The organism is Burkholderia ubonensis subsp. mesacidophila (assembly GCF_002097715.1).
Taxonomy (GTDB): Bacteria; Pseudomonadota; Gammaproteobacteria; order Burkholderiales; family Burkholderiaceae; genus Burkholderia; species Burkholderia mesacidophila.
The window spans coordinates 384,546-399,123 of record NZ_CP020739.1; the positions used below are offsets into that span (position 1 = coordinate 384,546).

Here is a 14,578-nt window from a genome sequence, read left to right on the forward strand (position 1 = left end):
GCGCGATGAACGGCCGCCGCGTCCGACGAACGTGCGTCCTTCCGTCAGCCGGCTCGATCGCTTGATGCGGGAGCGGCCCTTGCTGTGCGGGCGCCTCATGCGAACCGGGTGCGTTGTCAGGGGCCGTGCGGTTTTGAAAACAATATGAATTTGTCCACACGTAATGAAGAAATTGCTGCTTGCTGCGCTCATGGTTGCGCAGTCGATGGGGCTGCCCCGTGCAAATGCCGCTGATGCCGAAGAGGGCTTTGGGACATACGAAACCGCGGATTGGCAGACCAGGTTTGCGGCGTGCGAGAAAGCCATTTATGAGCGGAACTGGTACACCTACGACCGTGACCTTCTGCGCAAAGGCGGCTTGAGCACACAACAGGCGGAGACTGCATTCGAGGCCATGAATGAAGCCAACATGCGCGAGATTTTCTTCCACGCGATGGCTCAGGGTGTGGACCGCGACGCGTATTCCATCAAGTTGAAACAGGTGGATGACGCCGACTACGCGATGTTCGAAAGAGACGAGGCCGCCGCCGTGCGCGAGTTCAAGCGCCTTGCGGACTACTGCCTCTTCCGGGTGTACCCGGCGCTGATTGCCTACAGTTCCGATTTCGCGGAAGTGGACAAGGCGATTCATGCCACTTCGATTCCGGAGGAGATGAAACAGGCCGCCAAGGCCGAGTTTATGAAGAAGGCAACAAAGGCCGCGGCCCAATAGGCAGTTTGCGGTCACGGCGTGCCGAACGGTGGCAATCGCAACCGGAGTCCCGCCGCCCGTCGGCTCGTCGTGCGTTTGGTCGCGCCTGCGCGCCGTTCGTCTCATGCGTCGCCGCCCATGCACGTTCGACGTTAAGGTTACGCATCGCATTCGTTTGCATTCAACCCGTTCGACACCATGCAAAGCCGGCTCCATTCGATCTTCTCCGGGCGGCCGCCCGAGCCCGCCGCGCCGACGCCGTGGCGCGGGCTGCCGGCGCTCTTCGGCCTCGTGCTGTTCAACTGCGCGGTCGGCCTCGGTTTCTGGGCGAGCCGGCGCGATGAAGGCGTGCTCCCGTACCTCGTGGTCGCGAACGGCATCGGCCTGTGCGCGCTGCTGTTCAGCATCGGCCTGGACAAGCTGTCGCGCGGCCGGCTCGCGACGCTGCCGAAACTGCTGATCGTCGTGCCGGCGAGCGTCCTCGCCGGGTTCGAGATCGCCGCGTCGACGATCGGGCACGTGCCGCATCTGCTCGGGCACGCGAGCGTTCGGGCATGGCTCGCGTACGCGTCGTCATTCGCCGTCACGTGCGCGGCCTACGCCATTCTTTCGTTGTTCCTGCAGACGGCGCGCATGCGCGCGTCGCTCGAAACGCAGCGCCGCGAAGCCGCGGAAGCGCGCCAGGCGGAGACGGCCGCGCGGCTCGCGCTGCTGCAGGCGCAGGTCGAGCCGCATTTCCTGTTCAACACGCTCGCGAACGTGCAAAGCCTGATCGAGCGCGATCCGGCGCGCGCGTCGACGATGCTCGACAGCCTGAACCGCTACCTGCGCGCGAGCCTGAGCCGCACGCGCCGCGCGACGTCGACGCTCGGCGACGAAATCGAACTGGTCGACGCGTTGCTGAAGATCGCGTCGATTCGGCTGGGCGAGCGGCTCGCGTATTTGATCGACGTGCCGATGCCGCTGCGCGGGCTGGCGTTTGCGCCGCTGCTGCTGCAGCCGCTCGTCGAGAATGCGTTGCGGCACGGCATCGAGCCGTCGCTCGACGGCGGCGAGATCCGCGTCGTGGGCACGCGCAGCGGCGACAGGCTCGAACTGAGCGTGATCGACACCGGCGTCGGTCTCGGCCACGGCGGCCCCACGCTGCACGGCGGCGTCGGGCTGGCGAACGTCGCCGCGCGCGTCAAGGGCCTCTACGGGGAGCGCGGCCGCATGGCGGTCGGCGGCACGCCCGGCGCCACGCGGGGCGTGACCGCGACCTTGCTGATTCCGATCGACTGACATGCCGACCGCACTGATCGCCGACGACGAACCGAACCTGTCCGACGCGCTGGCCGCGCGCCTTGGCCAACTCTGGCCCGAGCTCGAGATCGTCGCGCTGCCGCGCAACGGCGTCGATGCGCTCGCCGCGCTCAACGCGCATCGTCCCGACATCGCGTTCCTCGACATCCGGATGCCGGGCATCGACGGCCTGAAGCTGGCGAGCATCGTGCCGGACGTGCACGTCGTGTTCGTGACCGCGCACGACGAGCACGCGGTCGACGCGTTCGATCGCGCGGCGGTCGACTATCTGCTGAAGCCCGTCACGGACGAGCGGCTCCTGCGCTGCATCGCCAGGTTGCAGCGCGGCGAGCCGGTGCGCCGTTTCGCGCCGGCGCCGGCCGACAGGTTGGCCGCGACGGAGTCGGCCCCGATTCGCTGGCTGACCGTCGGCGTGAAGGACACGACCCGGCTCGTTTCGATCGCCGACGTGCTGTATTTCCAGGCGCTCGACAAATACACGGAAGTCGTGACGCCAACGGATCGGCACGTGATCCGCACGCCGCTCAAGGAATTGCGTGCGCGCGTCGATCCGGATCAATTCGCCCAAGTGCATCGCAGCGTGATCGTCGCCTATGCGGCGATCGATCGCATCGAGCGCGACCTGTTGGGCCGCCTGCGCATTCATCTGCATGGCTGCCGCGATGTGCTGCCGGTCAGCCGGGCCTATGCGGGGCGCTTCCGGCACATGTAGGGATGCGCGCTCTGCCGCCGGCCACGCCGGAGCAGACCTGCTGCTAAATGCCGCAGGCTTCGAGCCAAACGCGCCGACGCCATCTTGCTGACGTCCATATAATGAGAACCATTTGCATTCTCTTGTAGTGGACTTCAGCCAGTCATGCGCCTTTCGAACCTGACGAAACACACGCCTGCCATCGTCGAGCAAGTCGACGATGCCCAGCCGGACGACCCGATTGCACAGCGCCTGCGCGATCTCGGCTTCGTGCCCGGCGAGCCCGTGCGCGTGGTCGCGCGCGGACCGTGGGGGGCCGATCCGATCCTGATCCAGATCGGCTCGACCCGCTTCGCGCTGCGCCGCGCGGAAGCGGAGCGCGTCAGCGTTCAGGAGGCGGGTCGTTCATGAGTTCCGCTGCGTTGCGTGTCGCGCTGGTCGGCAATCCCAACTGCGGCAAGACCGCGCTGTTCAACCAGTTGACGGGCGGCCGCCAGAAGGTCGCGAACTACGCGGGGGTCACCGTCGAGCGCAAGGTCGGGCGATGTGTCGCGCCGTCCGGCCGGCAGATTCAGGTGCTCGACCTGCCCGGTGCCTACAGCTTCGATTCGACGAGCCCGGACGAGCGCATCACGCGCGACGTGCTGCTGGGCCGCCATCCGGGCGAAGCGCCGCCGGATCTCGTGGTCTGCGTGGCCGACGCCACCAATCTGCGCCTGCACCTGCGCTTCGTGCTCGAAGTGCAGCGCCTCGGCCGCCCGGTCGTGCTGGCGCTGAACATGATGGACGCCGCCGAGCGGCGCGGCATCCGCATCGATATCGCGGCGCTGGAGCGCGAGCTCGGCGTGACGATCGTCCAGACCGTGGCGGTCCGGCGCGGCGGCGCGAGCCGCCTCGTCGACGTGCTCGATCGCGAGCCGGCGGGCAAGCGCGACACGCCGCCCGCGCCGGATCCCGGCAGCGGCCCGGATGCGGTCCACGCGCGGGTGCGCGCGCTGCTCGCCGCCGCGGTCGAGATGCCGCGCGCCACCGACGCGCGCGATGACCTGATCGACCGCTGGGCGCTGCATCCGGTGCTCGGGCTCGTCATTCTCGCGGCCGTGATGTTCCTGGTGTTTCAGGCGGTCTATTCGATCGGCAAGCCGATGACCGACGCGATCGGCGACGGCTTCGCATGGCTCGGCACGCTGGCCGGCGCGTGGCTGCCCGACGGGCCGCTGCGCGGTCTCGTCACCGACGGGCTGCTCGGCGGCCTCGGCACGGTGGTCGGCTTCCTGCCCGAGATCCTGGTGCTGTTCCTGTTCATCCTGGTGCTGGAGGAATCGGGCTACCTGCCGCGCGCCGCGTTCCTGCTCGACCGCGTGATGGTGTCGGTCGGTCTCACCGGGCGCTCGTTCATTCCGCTGCTGTCGAGCTTCGCTTGCGCGATTCCCGGCGTGCTCGGCACGCGCAGCATCACGGATTCGCGCGACCGGCTGGCGACCATCCTCGTCGCGCCGCTGATGACGTGCTCCGCGCGGCTGCCCGTCTACGCGCTGCTGATCGGCGCGTTCATTCCGTCGCAACGCGTGCTCGGCGTGTTCAACCTGCAGGGCATCGTGCTGTTCGCGCTGTATGCCGCCGGAATCGGCGGCGCGATGCTGGTGGGGTGGATCATGAAGAAGCTGCGCGGCCATGCGGGCGAGCACGCTTTGCTGATGGAGCTGCCGTCGTATCGCCTGCCGCGGCTGCGCGACGTGGCGATCGGCCTGTGGGAGCGCGGCTCGATCTTCATGAAGCGGCTGACCGGCGTGATTCTCGCGCTGACCGTGCTGATGTGGTTCATCTCGACGTTTCCGTCGCCGCCGGCGGGCGCCGTCGGCCCGGCGATCGACTACACGTTCGCCGGCTACCTGGGCCGCGGCCTGCAGCACGTGTTCGCGCCGCTCGGCTTCAACTGGCAGATCAGCCTGTCGCTGATTCCCGCGTTCGCCGCGCGCGAGACCGCGGTCGCGGCGCTGGCGACCGTCTATGCGGTGAGCGGCGGCGATGCCGACATCGCGGGCGTCGGTCATGCGCTCGCCGCCAACTTCTCGCTGGCCAGCGCGTTGTCGCTGCTCGTGTGGTTCGCGTTCGCGCCGCAATGCATGTCCACGCTCGCGGTGATTCGCCGCGAGACGCGTTCGTGGCGCATCGTCGCGTGCTCGTTCGGCTACATGTTCGCGATGGCGTACGCCGCGTCGTTCGCGACCTATCAGATCGCGAGGGCGCTGTCGTGAGCGCGAGCCTCGGATGGCAGTACGCGGTGATCGCGGTGCTGGTGGCGGCCAGCGCAGGGTTCGTGTTGCGCCGGCTCGCGCCGCAAGTGGTCGCGCGTTGGCAGCATGGGGCGGCGCGCGCGCTGATGCAGCCGGCGCGCCCTCGCGCAATGCGCTGGCTCGGGCGCCGGCTGATGCCGAAATCGGCGGCCGATGGCGGGTGCGGCGATGGCTGCGGCACCTGCGGCGGGTGCGGCGCCGGCAACGAAGCGGCGCCGGCTGAACCGGGCGCGCAGCCGCTGCGGTTTCATCCGCGCGAGATGCGGCGGCGCCGAGCGTGATTGACTGCCGCGATGGCGCACGGCCGTCGGCATCCTGTTTCCCACGCTCGCCGGGCTGGCCGGCGCGAACGTGCGCGGCATCGCGTTCGGCTTGGCTATCGACGCGAACCCGACGACCGCATCGCTCCGTGCGGTGATCAGCGGCGTCAACCGCGCGTATGCGCGCGCGGACGAGGCGGCGCAGGCGACGTCTTTTGCCGTGCGGCCTGCGGTGAAGCCGGTCGCGCAAGCGATTGGGCGACGGCCGCGTCGGGATGGTCCGGAGCGGTCGCGTCGCCATCGCGGTCGGCTGTGTCGCCGTGCGTCCCGGCGAGCGCGTCGCGCAGTTCGATCTTCATGAAATCCACCCACGCGCGCGTCTTCGCGTCGAGATGCCGGCGCGACGGATACACCAGAAACACGCCAACCTCGTCCGACCGGTAGTCGGGCAGCACGCGCACCAGCGCGCCCGAACGCAGGCCGTCGTCCGCGACGAAATCCGGCAGCAGGCCGATTCCCGCGCCTTCGCGCACCGCGATCGCGAGCGATGCGGCGACGTCGGCCGTCATCGCGGGCTCGAACGCGATTGTTTCCGACTTGCCGCCGTTCGATAGCGTCCATGCGCGCTCGAGATACGCGGGCGCGACAAGCTGCAGGCAGCGATGGCGCGCGAGCGCGCGCGGCGTGTCCGGCATCCCGTGGCGCTCGACATAAGCGGGCGATGCGCACAGCACGCTGTCGATCCGCCCGACGTCGATCGCGACCTGATCGGAGCTCGGCAGGCTCGGCATCGCGATCACCGCGACGTCGTAGCTGTTGCGGATCAGGTCCGGCAGATGCGGCGCGAGCGTCAGGTCGACGCTGACGTCCGGATAGCGCGCCTGGAAGCGCGCGACGAGCGGGATCACGAAACGGTTCGCGATGCTGGCGCTGCAGTGCGCGCGCAGCCGGCCATGCGGATGCAGCCGCGCGCCGCGGGCCTCGCGCTCGCTCGCGTCGACGGCGAGCGTGATGTCGCGCGCGCGGGCCAGATAGCGTTCGCCGGCTTCGGTCAGGCACATCGAACGCGTCGTGCGATTCAGCAGCCGGATGCCGAGACGCGTCTCGAGCGCGGCGATCGTCCGGCTGACCTGCGCGGTCGTGATGTCGAGCCGTTTGCCGGTCTCGGTGAATGTCCCTGCATCGGCGAGCGTGACGAAAACCTGCATGCTTTGAATCAGATCCATCGGCGTCGCGGGCGCCCCGCGCGGGTGTCGTGCGATGCCGCTACTGTAGCGGGCGGCACGTCGCGCCGCGCGCGCGCATCGGCGATCGATCGTCGCGAAACGGACAGTGGCGCTCAGCGCCGCCGGAAGTACTCGCTCGGCGGCACGCCGAGCGCCTTGCGGAACATCGCCGCGAACGCGCTGGGGCTGTCGTAGCCGTGCTCGAGCGCGAGTTCGAGGATCGGCGTGCCGGCGGCGAGGCGCGGCAGGCTCAGCAACAGCCGCGCATGGCGGCACCATGCGCCGTGCGTCATGCCCGTCTCGCGCTTGAAGGTGCGCGCGAGCGTGCGCTCGTTCATGTGCGCGTCGCGCGCCCACGACTGCAGCGTGACGACCGATGACGGCTCGTTGATGAGTTGCGTGCACAGCGCGGCGAGCGCCGGATGGCGCGGCATCGGCACATGCAGCGACAGCAGCGGTGCGATTTCGATTTCGTCGAGGATCAGCGCGAGCACGCGGCCCGAGCGATGCGTGAGGTCGTAATCGGCCGGCAGTTCGCACGCGGTCACGATCAGCTCGCGCAGCAGCGTGCCGACTTCGATCACGCGGCATTCGCGCGGCAGGCTCGGCCGCACTTCGTGCGCGACGAACACCGTGCGCATCTGCACGTCGCCCGCCATCCGGATCTCGTGCCGCGTGCCGCCCGGCACCCAGACCGCGCGGCCCGTCGGCACGACCCAGCTGCCGGCGTCCGCTTGCACGAGCATCACGCCGGAAATCGCGTGGATCAGCTGGCCGTGCCGGTGCGAATGCGGCGGATACGCGAGGCCGGCCGCCGCGTCGGATGCGATGACGGCGATCTGCCTGTCCTTGTCCTTGCGCTCGAGCGCGCTGAAGAATTGATCCAATTGTCCTTTTCTCGACGACGAATGCGCTTTGCGCGCGAGATCGACTGAATGGGTCGAAATTACCATAGGCCCATCGTTTGTTCGACAGCCAATGCACGATGCGCGCCTCGTTATTCCTTTCGCTTTCCTTCGATTCAGCCGTCGCTGCCGCGTCCCGCGGGCCGCGCGTCGCGCTCGCGCTGCTGAGCGCGGCGACGTTGGCCGCGTGCTCGGTCGGCGAGCCGTACCGGCCGCCTGCGACCGACGCGGCGCGTACGGCCGCGTTCGACGCGGCGGCCGATGCGCCCGTCGCGCCCGGCGGCGAGCTGCCCGACCGCTGGTGGCAACTGTTCGACGATCCGGCGCTGGACGCGCTCGTGCGCGAAGCGCTTGCGCAGAACCGCGATCTCGCCGTGGCCGCGGCGCGCGTTGCACGTGCGCGGGCCGTGCTCGACGAAGCGGGCGCCGCGCGCCTGCCCGACACGACGGCCGGCTTCGGCGTCGACTACGGCAAGCACGCGCCCGACCAGATCGTCGCGAGCGCGAAGGGCGCCGATGCACGCACGCGCTGGGGTTTCGCGCCGTCGTTCGCGGTGTCGTGGGAAGTGGATTTGTGGGGGCGCGTCGGCCATCTCGTCGATGCCGCGCGCGCCGATACCGAGGCCATGCAGGCCGCGTCGGATGCGATGCGCGTCGCGGTGGCCGCCGAGACGACGGCCGCTTATGCGCAGGCGTGTGCGTACGGCGAGCGGATCGACGTGGCCGAGCGCTCGATCGCGATCGCCGACCGGCTCGCCGCGCTGACCGCGCGGCAGCGCGCGCACGGCCTCGTGTCCGATCTGGAAGTCGCGCGATCGCGCGCGTTCGCCGACGACACGCGCGCCGAACTGCCGGCGCTTGCCGGCGCGCGCCGCGCCGCGCTCTTCGAACTGGCCGTGCTGACCGGGCATGCGCCCGGCGCGATTCCTGACGCGGCCGCGCGCTGCCATGCGACGCCGGCGCTGGCGCGACCGTTCCCGGTCGGCGACGGCGCCGCGCTGCTCCGGCGCCGCCCCGACCTGCGCGAAAGCGAGCGCAGGCTCGCCGCGTCGAACGCGCGGATCGGCGCCGCAACGGCCGAACTGTATCCGTCGATCGTGCTCGGCGGCTCGGTGAACTGGCTGTCGACGTCGGGCGATCCGTCGTCGCTCGGCGACAAGTACGCGATCGCATGGGGTGTCGGGCCGCTGATCACGTGGCGCTTTCCGAATCTCGCGGCGAGCCGCGCGCAGCTCGCGCAGGCGCGCGCGGACGAGGCCGCCGCGCGCGCGTCGTTCGACGCGCGGGTGCTGCGCGCGCTGAAGGAAACCGAGCAGGCGCTCGCGCGGTATGGCGCCGAGTGGCGCCGCAAGTCCGCGCTCGAAACCGCGCGCGCCGAGCACGCGCGCGCGTATCGGCTCGCCGAACTGAACTACGACGCGGGCGCGCTGGATTTTCTCGGCGTGCTCGACGCGCAGCGCAGCCTCGTCGCGGTCGATTCGGCGCTCGCCGCGTCGACGCAGCAGGTCGCGCTCGATCAGGTCGCCGTCTTCAAGGCGCTGGGGGGCGGCTGGCAGCCCTAGCCGGCCGTTCGTGAATCCGCACGCAAACCAACTATTCCGCATATGAGCACCACTGCCGTACCCGAAAAAAATGCCCGGTTCGCCCGGCGCCACTGGATCGCCGCGGGCGCCTTCATCGTCGTCGTCGCGCTCGCCGTGTTCGGCTGGCGCTGGTGGACGGTCGGCCGCTTCATCGAGCACACCGACGACGCGTACGTGCGGGCCGACATCGTGACCGCCAGTTCGCGCGTGGCCGGGTACGTCGCGCGCGTCGCCGTCGACGACAACCAGCCCGTCAGGCGCGGCGACGTGCTCGTCATGCTCGACGACCGCGACTATCGCGCGAAGGTCGACGATGCACAGGCCGCCGTCGACGCGGCCGATGCGACATTTCAGGCCGAAGAGGCCGCGGCGGCGACGCTCGACGCGCAAGTCGGCCAGCAGCGCAGCGTGATCGAGCAGGCGCAGGCCGACGCGGCCGCCGCGCGCGCCGAAGCCGCGCGGCGCGACGCCGACGCGCTGCGCTATAAGCAGTTGCTGGCCGAATCGGCCGCGAGCGGACAGCGCTGGGAGCAGGCGCACGCCGATGCGCTGAAGGCACGCGCGGAACTGGCCCGCGCGAGCGCGGCCGTGCGCGCGCAGGGCGACCAGCAGACGGTGCTGCGCCGGCGCCGCACGCAGAGCACGGCCGCGATCGAACAGGCGCGTGCGCGGCTCGCCGCGTCCCGGGCGAAGCTCGCGCTCGCGCGACTCGATCTCGAACACACGGTGATTCGCGCGCCGCGCGACGGCACGATCGGCCAGCGCGCGGTGCGCGCGGGCCAGTACGTCGAGGTCGGGATGCCGCTGCTCGCGGTCGTGCCGCTGCGCGACGTGTATGTCGTCGCGAACTTCAAGGAGACGCAGCTCGGCGCGATGCGCGACGGCCAGCCGGTCGAGATCGACGTCGATACCTACTCGGGGCGCACGCTGCGCGGCCGCGTGCTCGGACTCGCGCCGGGCTCGGGCGCCGAGTTCGCGCTGCTGCCGCCCGACAACGCGACCGGCAACTTCACGAAGATCGTGCAGCGCGTGCCGGTGAAGATCCGGCTCGATGCGCCGCCGTCCGGCCTCGTGCTGCGGCCGGGCATGTCCGTGATCGCGCGCGTCGACACGCGCGGCGCGCCGGGAGCGGGCTCGTGACGGCCGCGGCGGCGCACGCCGCGCAACACGAAGCCGTCTCGCTGCGCGCGTGGGTCGCGGTGCTCGGCGGCGTGTTCGGCTGCTTCATGGCGGGGATGAACGTGCACGTGACGAACGCGTCGCTGCCCGACATCCGCGGTTCGCTCGGCGCGAGCTTCGAGGAAGGATCGTGGATCTCGACCGCGTATCTCGTCGCCGAGATCGTCGTGATTCCGCTCACCGGCTGGCTCGTGCAGGTGTTCTCCGCGCGCCGCGTGCTGCTCGTCGGCGCGTCCGGGTTCCTCGCGTTTTCCATCGCGTGCTCGGTCGCGCCGACCATCTCGTCGATGATCGTCGCGCGCGCGTTGCAGGGCGCGTTCGGCGGCGTGCTGATTCCGCTGTCGTTCCAGCTGATCGTCACCGAGCTGCCGCCGTCGCGGCATCCGCTCGGCATGGCGCTGTTCGCGATCGCGAACAACGTCGCGCAGGCGGCCGGGCCGTCGCTCGGCGGCTGGCTCACCGACATGTATTCGTGGCGCTGGATCTTCTATCTGCAGATTCCGCCCGCGATCGCGCTGATCGCGGCGATCGGCTGGGCGATCCGGCCCATGCCCGTGCAGCTGTCGAAGCTGCGCCAGGCCGACTGGTTCGGGATCGCGACGATGGCGATCGGGTTGAGCGCGCTGCAGATCGTGCTGGAGGAAGGCGGGCGCAAGGACTGGTTCGCGTCGGACCTGATCGTCGAGCTGTCGATCGTCGCGGCGGTGGGGCTGGTCGCATTCGTCGCGATCGAGCTGCGGCGCAAGGAGCCGTTCATCAACCTGCGGCTGCTCGGCCGCCACAACTTCGGGATCGCGAGCCTGATGCAGTTCCTGTTCGGCGCGGTCGTGTTCGGCGTCGTCTTTCTCGTGCCGAACTATTTCGCCGAGCTGCACGGCTACAGCGCGCGCGATATCGGTCTCGCGATGATCCCGTATGGGCTCGTGCAGTTCGTGATGTCGTTCCTGACGCCGCCGCTGATGCGCCGCACGAGCCCGCGAGCGACGATCGTGCTCGGCTTCGTGCTGGTCGCGGCCGGCTGCCTGATGAACATCCATCTGACCGCCGACGCCGCGTCGAACGTGATCGTGCCGTCGCTCGTCGTGCGCGGGATCGGGCAGTCGCTCGTCGTGATCGCGCTGTCGGTGATGGCCGTCGACGGAATCGAAAAGGCGCAGCTCGGGTCCGCGTCAGGCGTGTTCAACATGGTGCGCAACGTCGGCGGCGCGATCGGCATCGCGGTGGCGAGCCAGATCGTCGTCGAGCGGCAGAAGCTCCACGCGATGCGGATCGGCGAGGCCGTCACGCCGTTTTCGGAAGCGTTCCAGGAACGCATGGCGATGCTGGCGCGACTGCTGGCGCGCATGCACGTGCCGCGCGCGGACGCGTTGCCGGGCGGTGCGACTGGCGGCCCGCACGAACTGGCGCTCGCACTCGTCAACCAGCGCGTGATGCGCGAGGCGCTGCTGATGGCGTACAGCGATACGTTCCTGATCGCCGGGGTCGCGATGGTCGGGTGTACGGCGGCGGCATTCGTGTTGCGGGGGAAGAAGAACGGGTGACGGGGAGACTGGCCTGCCTGACGACAGCCGTCACCGGCGGCCAACGAGCGTCACTGGCCGAAGCGTTGTGTCACGGCGTCCTTCAGCCGCGCGGCGGTCAGCTCGCCCATGTGCGATTCGACGAGTTCGCCTTTCGCATCGAAGAAGAGCGTCGTCGGCAGCCCGCGCGAGCCGTACGCATGCATCGCGTGCAGCGAAGGATCGAGCAGCACGTGGTCGAAGCGCAAGCCTTGCTGTTCGAGGAACGCTCGCACCGCCTGCGCGTTTTCGCCCTGGTTGAGCATCAGGACCGTGACGTCCGGATGATCGCGCTGCGCTTGCTCGAGGATCGGCATCTCGCGCCGGCATGGCGGGCACCACGTCGCCCACAGGTTCACGACGACCGGCTTTCCGGCAAAGCGCTGCGGCAGCACGGGCGTTGCATCGAGCGCTTCGAGCTGGATCGTGGCGAACGGCGGCGCGGTGCGCTGCAACGACGCCAGCATGCCCTGCGCGATGCCCCACGCGACGAGGCCGGCCGCCATCCCGGCCAGCACGGGGCGACGCAGCGCCGGCAGGCGGCGCAGTCTCCAGCCGGCGAACACGAGCGCGGCCGCGAGGCCGATGCGCCAGTCGAAGCCGCCGTCGCCGAGCGCGACGATCGACCGGGGCGCGGCCACGTACTCGGACCACCACTGCGCGACATAGCCGACGCGTGCGGCGATCAGCCCGAGCAGCAGCGTGTCGAGGATCAGGCTCGACGCGGTCTTGTGCAGGCCGTCCGGCGGGCGGCGCTGGATGAAACGGGCGACGAGCCACGCCAGCAGCGCGGCGACGGCTACCGCGACGACGCGGATCGAGAAGGGACCGATGCTCAACATGGGAAAGACAGGGTGGGAGGGTGGATGATCGACCGGTGGGGGTGAAGCCGTCGGCGTTTCGACCCGACGTCATGCACGCCGGTTCCCTTCGCGACACGGGCGACGCGTTTCGTATCCGACGGCGGGCGCACGGCGCGAGGTGCGCCGCGCGCATCCGTTGCGCTACGCGGTGGAGCCGGGATTCGGCGCCGCCGTTCTCGCGGTATGCACGCGCAACGCCAGCCAGCATACTCCCACGCCGAGCCCGCCGACGATGCCGCCGAACGTGCCGACCCACGCGAGTCCGAAATCGCTCGCGATGTGGTTGCCGAGCAGCGCTCCCGCGCCGATCCCGACGTTGTAGAGCGCGGAAAAGATCGAGACGGCGAGATCGGTCGCGTCCGGCGCCAGTTTCAGCACCCAGGCCTGCATCGCGAGGCCGAAGCAGATGATCGCGCCGCCCCAGACCACGGTGTGCACCGACAGCGTGACGAAGCTGAGCGCGCTGGGGAACAGGATCAGCAGGCAGGATGCGATGACGACGATCGACGCCAGCAGGAATTGCGCTGGCCGGCGCGGGTAGAGGCGGTTGAAGCAGAGGGCGGCGGGAATGCCCGCGCCGCCGAACAGGATCAGGATGGTCGTGATGCCGCTTTCGCTCGCATGGCTGACGTGCTGGAGGAACGGCTCGATGTAGGTGTACGACGTGAAGTGCGCCGACACGACGAGAATCGTGAGCAGGTAGAGCAGGATCAGCGTCGGGTTGCGCAGCAGGGCGGGCAGGCTGGCGAGCGAGCCCGTCCGCTGGCTCGGCAGCGGGGGCAGCGTCGCCCGCAGCATCAGCAACGCGGCTGCCGCCGCGCCGGCGATGAGCAGGAAGGTCGTCCGCCAGCCCAGCGTCTCGCCGATCACGCGTCCAAGAGGGATGCCCGCCACCATCGCGATCGATGTTCCGGTGGCCAGCAGGCCGAGCGCGCGGCTCTTGTTCTGCGGGGGCGCCAGCCGCACCGCCAGCGAGATGGAGATCGACCAGAAGATCGCATGCGCGCACGCGATGCCCACCCGGCCGAACACCAGCACCGGAAAGCTCCACGCGACGCCGGTGATGACGTGGCTGGCGATGAACAGCACGAGCACCCCGGCCAGCAGCTTGCGGCGTTCGACCGTGCGGGTCGCCAACGTCAACGGCAGGGACGTCACGGCCACGGTCCACGCATAGATCGTCAGCATCAGGCCGACGTTGGTCGGCGGCATGTGCAGGCTGTCGCCGATCGCGCTGAGCAGGGCAACGGGGACGAATTCGGTGGTGTTGAAAATGAAGGCGGAGAGCGTGAGTGCCCATACGCCCCACCACGAATGTTCGGAGGAGACCGGTTCAGGCGTCGACATGCTGGGTTCAGGCAAGGATCGGGAACCGCCGATTATCGCGTATAACTATTGCAATGCAGCATCGGGCGGCGCGCCGCAGCCTGACCCCATGAAACGGGGGGACATCAAAGCCGCTTCGACCGCCAGTGCAGGCGCGCGGAAGGCAACGGCTGCGGCGGCCTTGCGCTCACGTCGTCGGCGAAACGGCTCGCGGGGCATGTCACGCTCGACGAGCGTGCCGGGGCCTTTCTCTGCGCCGTCGATTTCGAGCCGCCGCCAGCCGCGCCCTTTCTGCGGCGGCGGCGACCATTCGGCGGAGTTCGGCTCGTCGGTGTCCAGATCACGTTCATACAGTTCAGCATTGACGTCATTCCCCGTGTGGTTGTTGAGTCCTCGCGCCGCCGGCCGGCGTCGATCGGCATGGAATAAAAGGCGCCGTGAGCACGTCCCGTCAGGGAAGCGCCCGCAGCGAAGCCACCGGCCAAATGAGAGAGCCAACCGGAAAATTGGCGGTGGTGTGAAGCGCGGAAAGAGAAAGCGGCCCTCGACGGGATCATGGTTGTCGAAGGCCGAAAGCCCGTCTGGCTTATCCGAGGCACGCGGCTGTAGCGGAATCGCGTGTCCAGACGGGACTCCTGGGGAGTCCGGGATGCGCGAGGCGTTACGCGAAGCAAATGCGTGATGCGTCATATATTG

General features: G+C 69.4%; 14 protein-coding genes and 1 pseudogene. 10 read left to right on the plus strand and 5 right to left on the minus strand.

Features of this window, described 5'->3' with window-relative positions; translation table 11 throughout:
* The first annotated feature begins 163 nt into the window (after positions 1–163).
* The 7 genes and pseudogenes from B7P44_RS34030 to B7P44_RS38010 form a co-directional block, all read left to right on the plus strand.
* Entirely contained in the window at positions 164–712 is a 549-nt protein-coding gene (locus tag B7P44_RS34030; protein WP_084910416.1) for a hypothetical protein, read from the plus strand.
* A 177-nt stretch (positions 713–889) separates the two neighbouring features.
* Entirely contained in the window at positions 890–1,972 is a 1,083-nt protein-coding gene (locus B7P44_RS34035) for a sensor histidine kinase (protein ID WP_084910417.1), read from the plus strand.
* 1 nt (position 1,973) lies between these two features.
* Entirely contained in the window at positions 1,974–2,705 is a 732-nt protein-coding gene (locus B7P44_RS34040) for a LytR/AlgR family response regulator transcription factor (protein ID WP_084910418.1), read from the plus strand.
* Between the two features lie 144 nt (positions 2,706–2,849).
* Positions 2,850–3,095: a FeoA family protein gene (locus B7P44_RS34045; RefSeq protein ID WP_084910419.1), complete on the plus strand. Its 246-nt coding sequence runs from the start codon at positions 2,850–2,852 to the stop codon at positions 3,093–3,095.
* On the plus strand, positions 3,092–4,942 hold the full coding sequence (gene feoB, locus B7P44_RS34050; RefSeq protein WP_084910420.1) for a ferrous iron transporter B: 1,851 nt from the start codon (positions 3,092–3,094) through the stop codon (positions 4,940–4,942). Before B7P44_RS34045 ends, feoB begins: the two co-directional genes overlap by 4 nt.
* Complete coding sequence (locus tag B7P44_RS34055; RefSeq protein ID WP_084910421.1) at positions 4,939–5,262, plus strand: DUF6587 family protein; 324 nt, start codon at positions 4,939–4,941, stop codon at positions 5,260–5,262. Before feoB ends, B7P44_RS34055 begins: the two co-directional genes overlap by 4 nt.
* A gap of 46 nt (positions 5,263–5,308) precedes the next feature.
* Positions 5,309–5,488 (plus strand): annotated as a pseudogene (locus B7P44_RS38010) (2-isopropylmalate synthase); the annotation flags it as partial.
* Here B7P44_RS38010 and B7P44_RS34065 read toward each other — a convergent pair.
* Both B7P44_RS34065 and B7P44_RS34070 read right to left on the minus strand, forming a co-directional pair.
* A complete protein-coding gene (locus tag B7P44_RS34065) occupies positions 5,409–6,467 on the minus strand; it encodes a LysR family transcriptional regulator (RefSeq protein ID WP_084910422.1) in 1,059 nt (352 codons plus the stop codon). The pseudogene B7P44_RS38010 and the gene B7P44_RS34065 sit on opposite strands and share 80 nt — an antisense overlap.
* 113 nt (positions 6,468–6,580) lie before the next feature.
* Positions 6,581–7,354, minus strand: coding sequence for an AraC family transcriptional regulator (locus B7P44_RS34070; protein WP_084910423.1), 774 nt, complete (start codon positions 7,352–7,354; stop codon positions 6,581–6,583).
* 98 nt (positions 7,355–7,452) lie between these two features.
* Between B7P44_RS34070 and B7P44_RS34075 the strand changes: the two genes are divergently transcribed.
* From B7P44_RS34075 to B7P44_RS34085, 3 genes are read left to right on the plus strand one after another with little or no spacing between them, the layout of a single operon-like run.
* Positions 7,453–8,934: an efflux transporter outer membrane subunit gene (locus tag B7P44_RS34075; protein WP_084910705.1), complete on the plus strand. Its 1,482-nt coding sequence runs from the start codon at positions 7,453–7,455 to the stop codon at positions 8,932–8,934.
* A gap of 42 nt (positions 8,935–8,976) precedes the next feature.
* A complete protein-coding gene (locus B7P44_RS34080; protein WP_084910424.1) occupies positions 8,977–10,095 on the plus strand; it encodes an HlyD family secretion protein in 1,119 nt (372 codons plus the stop codon).
* Complete coding sequence (locus tag B7P44_RS34085) at positions 10,092–11,675, plus strand: DHA2 family efflux MFS transporter permease subunit (RefSeq protein ID WP_084910425.1); 1,584 nt, start codon at positions 10,092–10,094, stop codon at positions 11,673–11,675. The genes B7P44_RS34080 and B7P44_RS34085 overlap by 4 nt, the downstream gene beginning before the upstream one ends.
* A gap of 50 nt (positions 11,676–11,725) precedes the next feature.
* Here the strand turns inward: B7P44_RS34085 and B7P44_RS34090 are convergent, their stop codons facing one another.
* The 3 genes from B7P44_RS34090 to B7P44_RS36950 all read right to left on the minus strand — a co-directional run bounded on the left by B7P44_RS34090 (position 11,726) and on the right by B7P44_RS36950 (position 14,572).
* Positions 11,726–12,535 (minus strand): TlpA family protein disulfide reductase, encoded by an 810-nt coding sequence (locus tag B7P44_RS34090; protein WP_084910426.1) that lies wholly within the window; start codon positions 12,533–12,535, stop codon positions 11,726–11,728.
* 162 nt (positions 12,536–12,697) lie between these two features.
* Positions 12,698–13,903, minus strand: a complete 1,206-nt coding sequence (locus B7P44_RS34095) for a sugar transporter (protein WP_084910427.1) — start codon at positions 13,901–13,903, stop codon at positions 12,698–12,700.
* Between the two features lie 45 nt (positions 13,904–13,948).
* A complete protein-coding gene (locus B7P44_RS36950) occupies positions 13,949–14,572 on the minus strand; it encodes a hypothetical protein (RefSeq protein WP_133118006.1) in 624 nt (207 codons plus the stop codon).
* Positions 14,573–14,578 lie beyond the last annotated feature (6 nt).

Bases quoted from the DNA above. Each gene is read 5' to 3' on its own strand.
- B7P44_RS34030 (WP_084910416.1), top strand. From the start codon at position 164: ATGAAGAAATTGCTGCTTGCTGCGCTCATGGTTGCGCAGTCGATGGGG.
- B7P44_RS34035 (WP_084910417.1), top strand. From the start codon at position 890: ATGCAAAGCCGGCTCCATTCGATCTTCTCCGGGCGGCCGCCCGAGCCC.
- B7P44_RS34040 (WP_084910418.1), top strand. From the start codon at position 1,974: ATGCCGACCGCACTGATCGCCGACGACGAACCGAACCTGTCCGACGCG.
- B7P44_RS34045 (WP_084910419.1), top strand. From the start codon at position 2,850: ATGCGCCTTTCGAACCTGACGAAACACACGCCTGCCATCGTCGAGCAA.
- feoB (WP_084910420.1), top strand. From the start codon at position 3,092: ATGAGTTCCGCTGCGTTGCGTGTCGCGCTGGTCGGCAATCCCAACTGC.
- B7P44_RS34065 (WP_084910422.1), bottom strand. From the start codon at position 6,467: ATGGATCTGATTCAAAGCATGCAGGTTTTCGTCACGCTCGCCGATGCA.
- B7P44_RS34075 (WP_084910705.1), top strand. From the start codon at position 7,453: ATGCGCGCCTCGTTATTCCTTTCGCTTTCCTTCGATTCAGCCGTCGCT.
- B7P44_RS34080 (WP_084910424.1), top strand. From the start codon at position 8,977: ATGAGCACCACTGCCGTACCCGAAAAAAATGCCCGGTTCGCCCGGCGC.
- B7P44_RS34090 (WP_084910426.1), bottom strand. From the start codon at position 12,535: ATGTTGAGCATCGGTCCCTTCTCGATCCGCGTCGTCGCGGTAGCCGTC.
- B7P44_RS34095 (WP_084910427.1), bottom strand. From the start codon at position 13,903: ATGTCGACGCCTGAACCGGTCTCCTCCGAACATTCGTGGTGGGGCGTA.
- B7P44_RS36950 (WP_133118006.1), bottom strand. From the start codon at position 14,572: ATGACGCATCACGCATTTGCTTCGCGTAACGCCTCGCGCATCCCGGAC.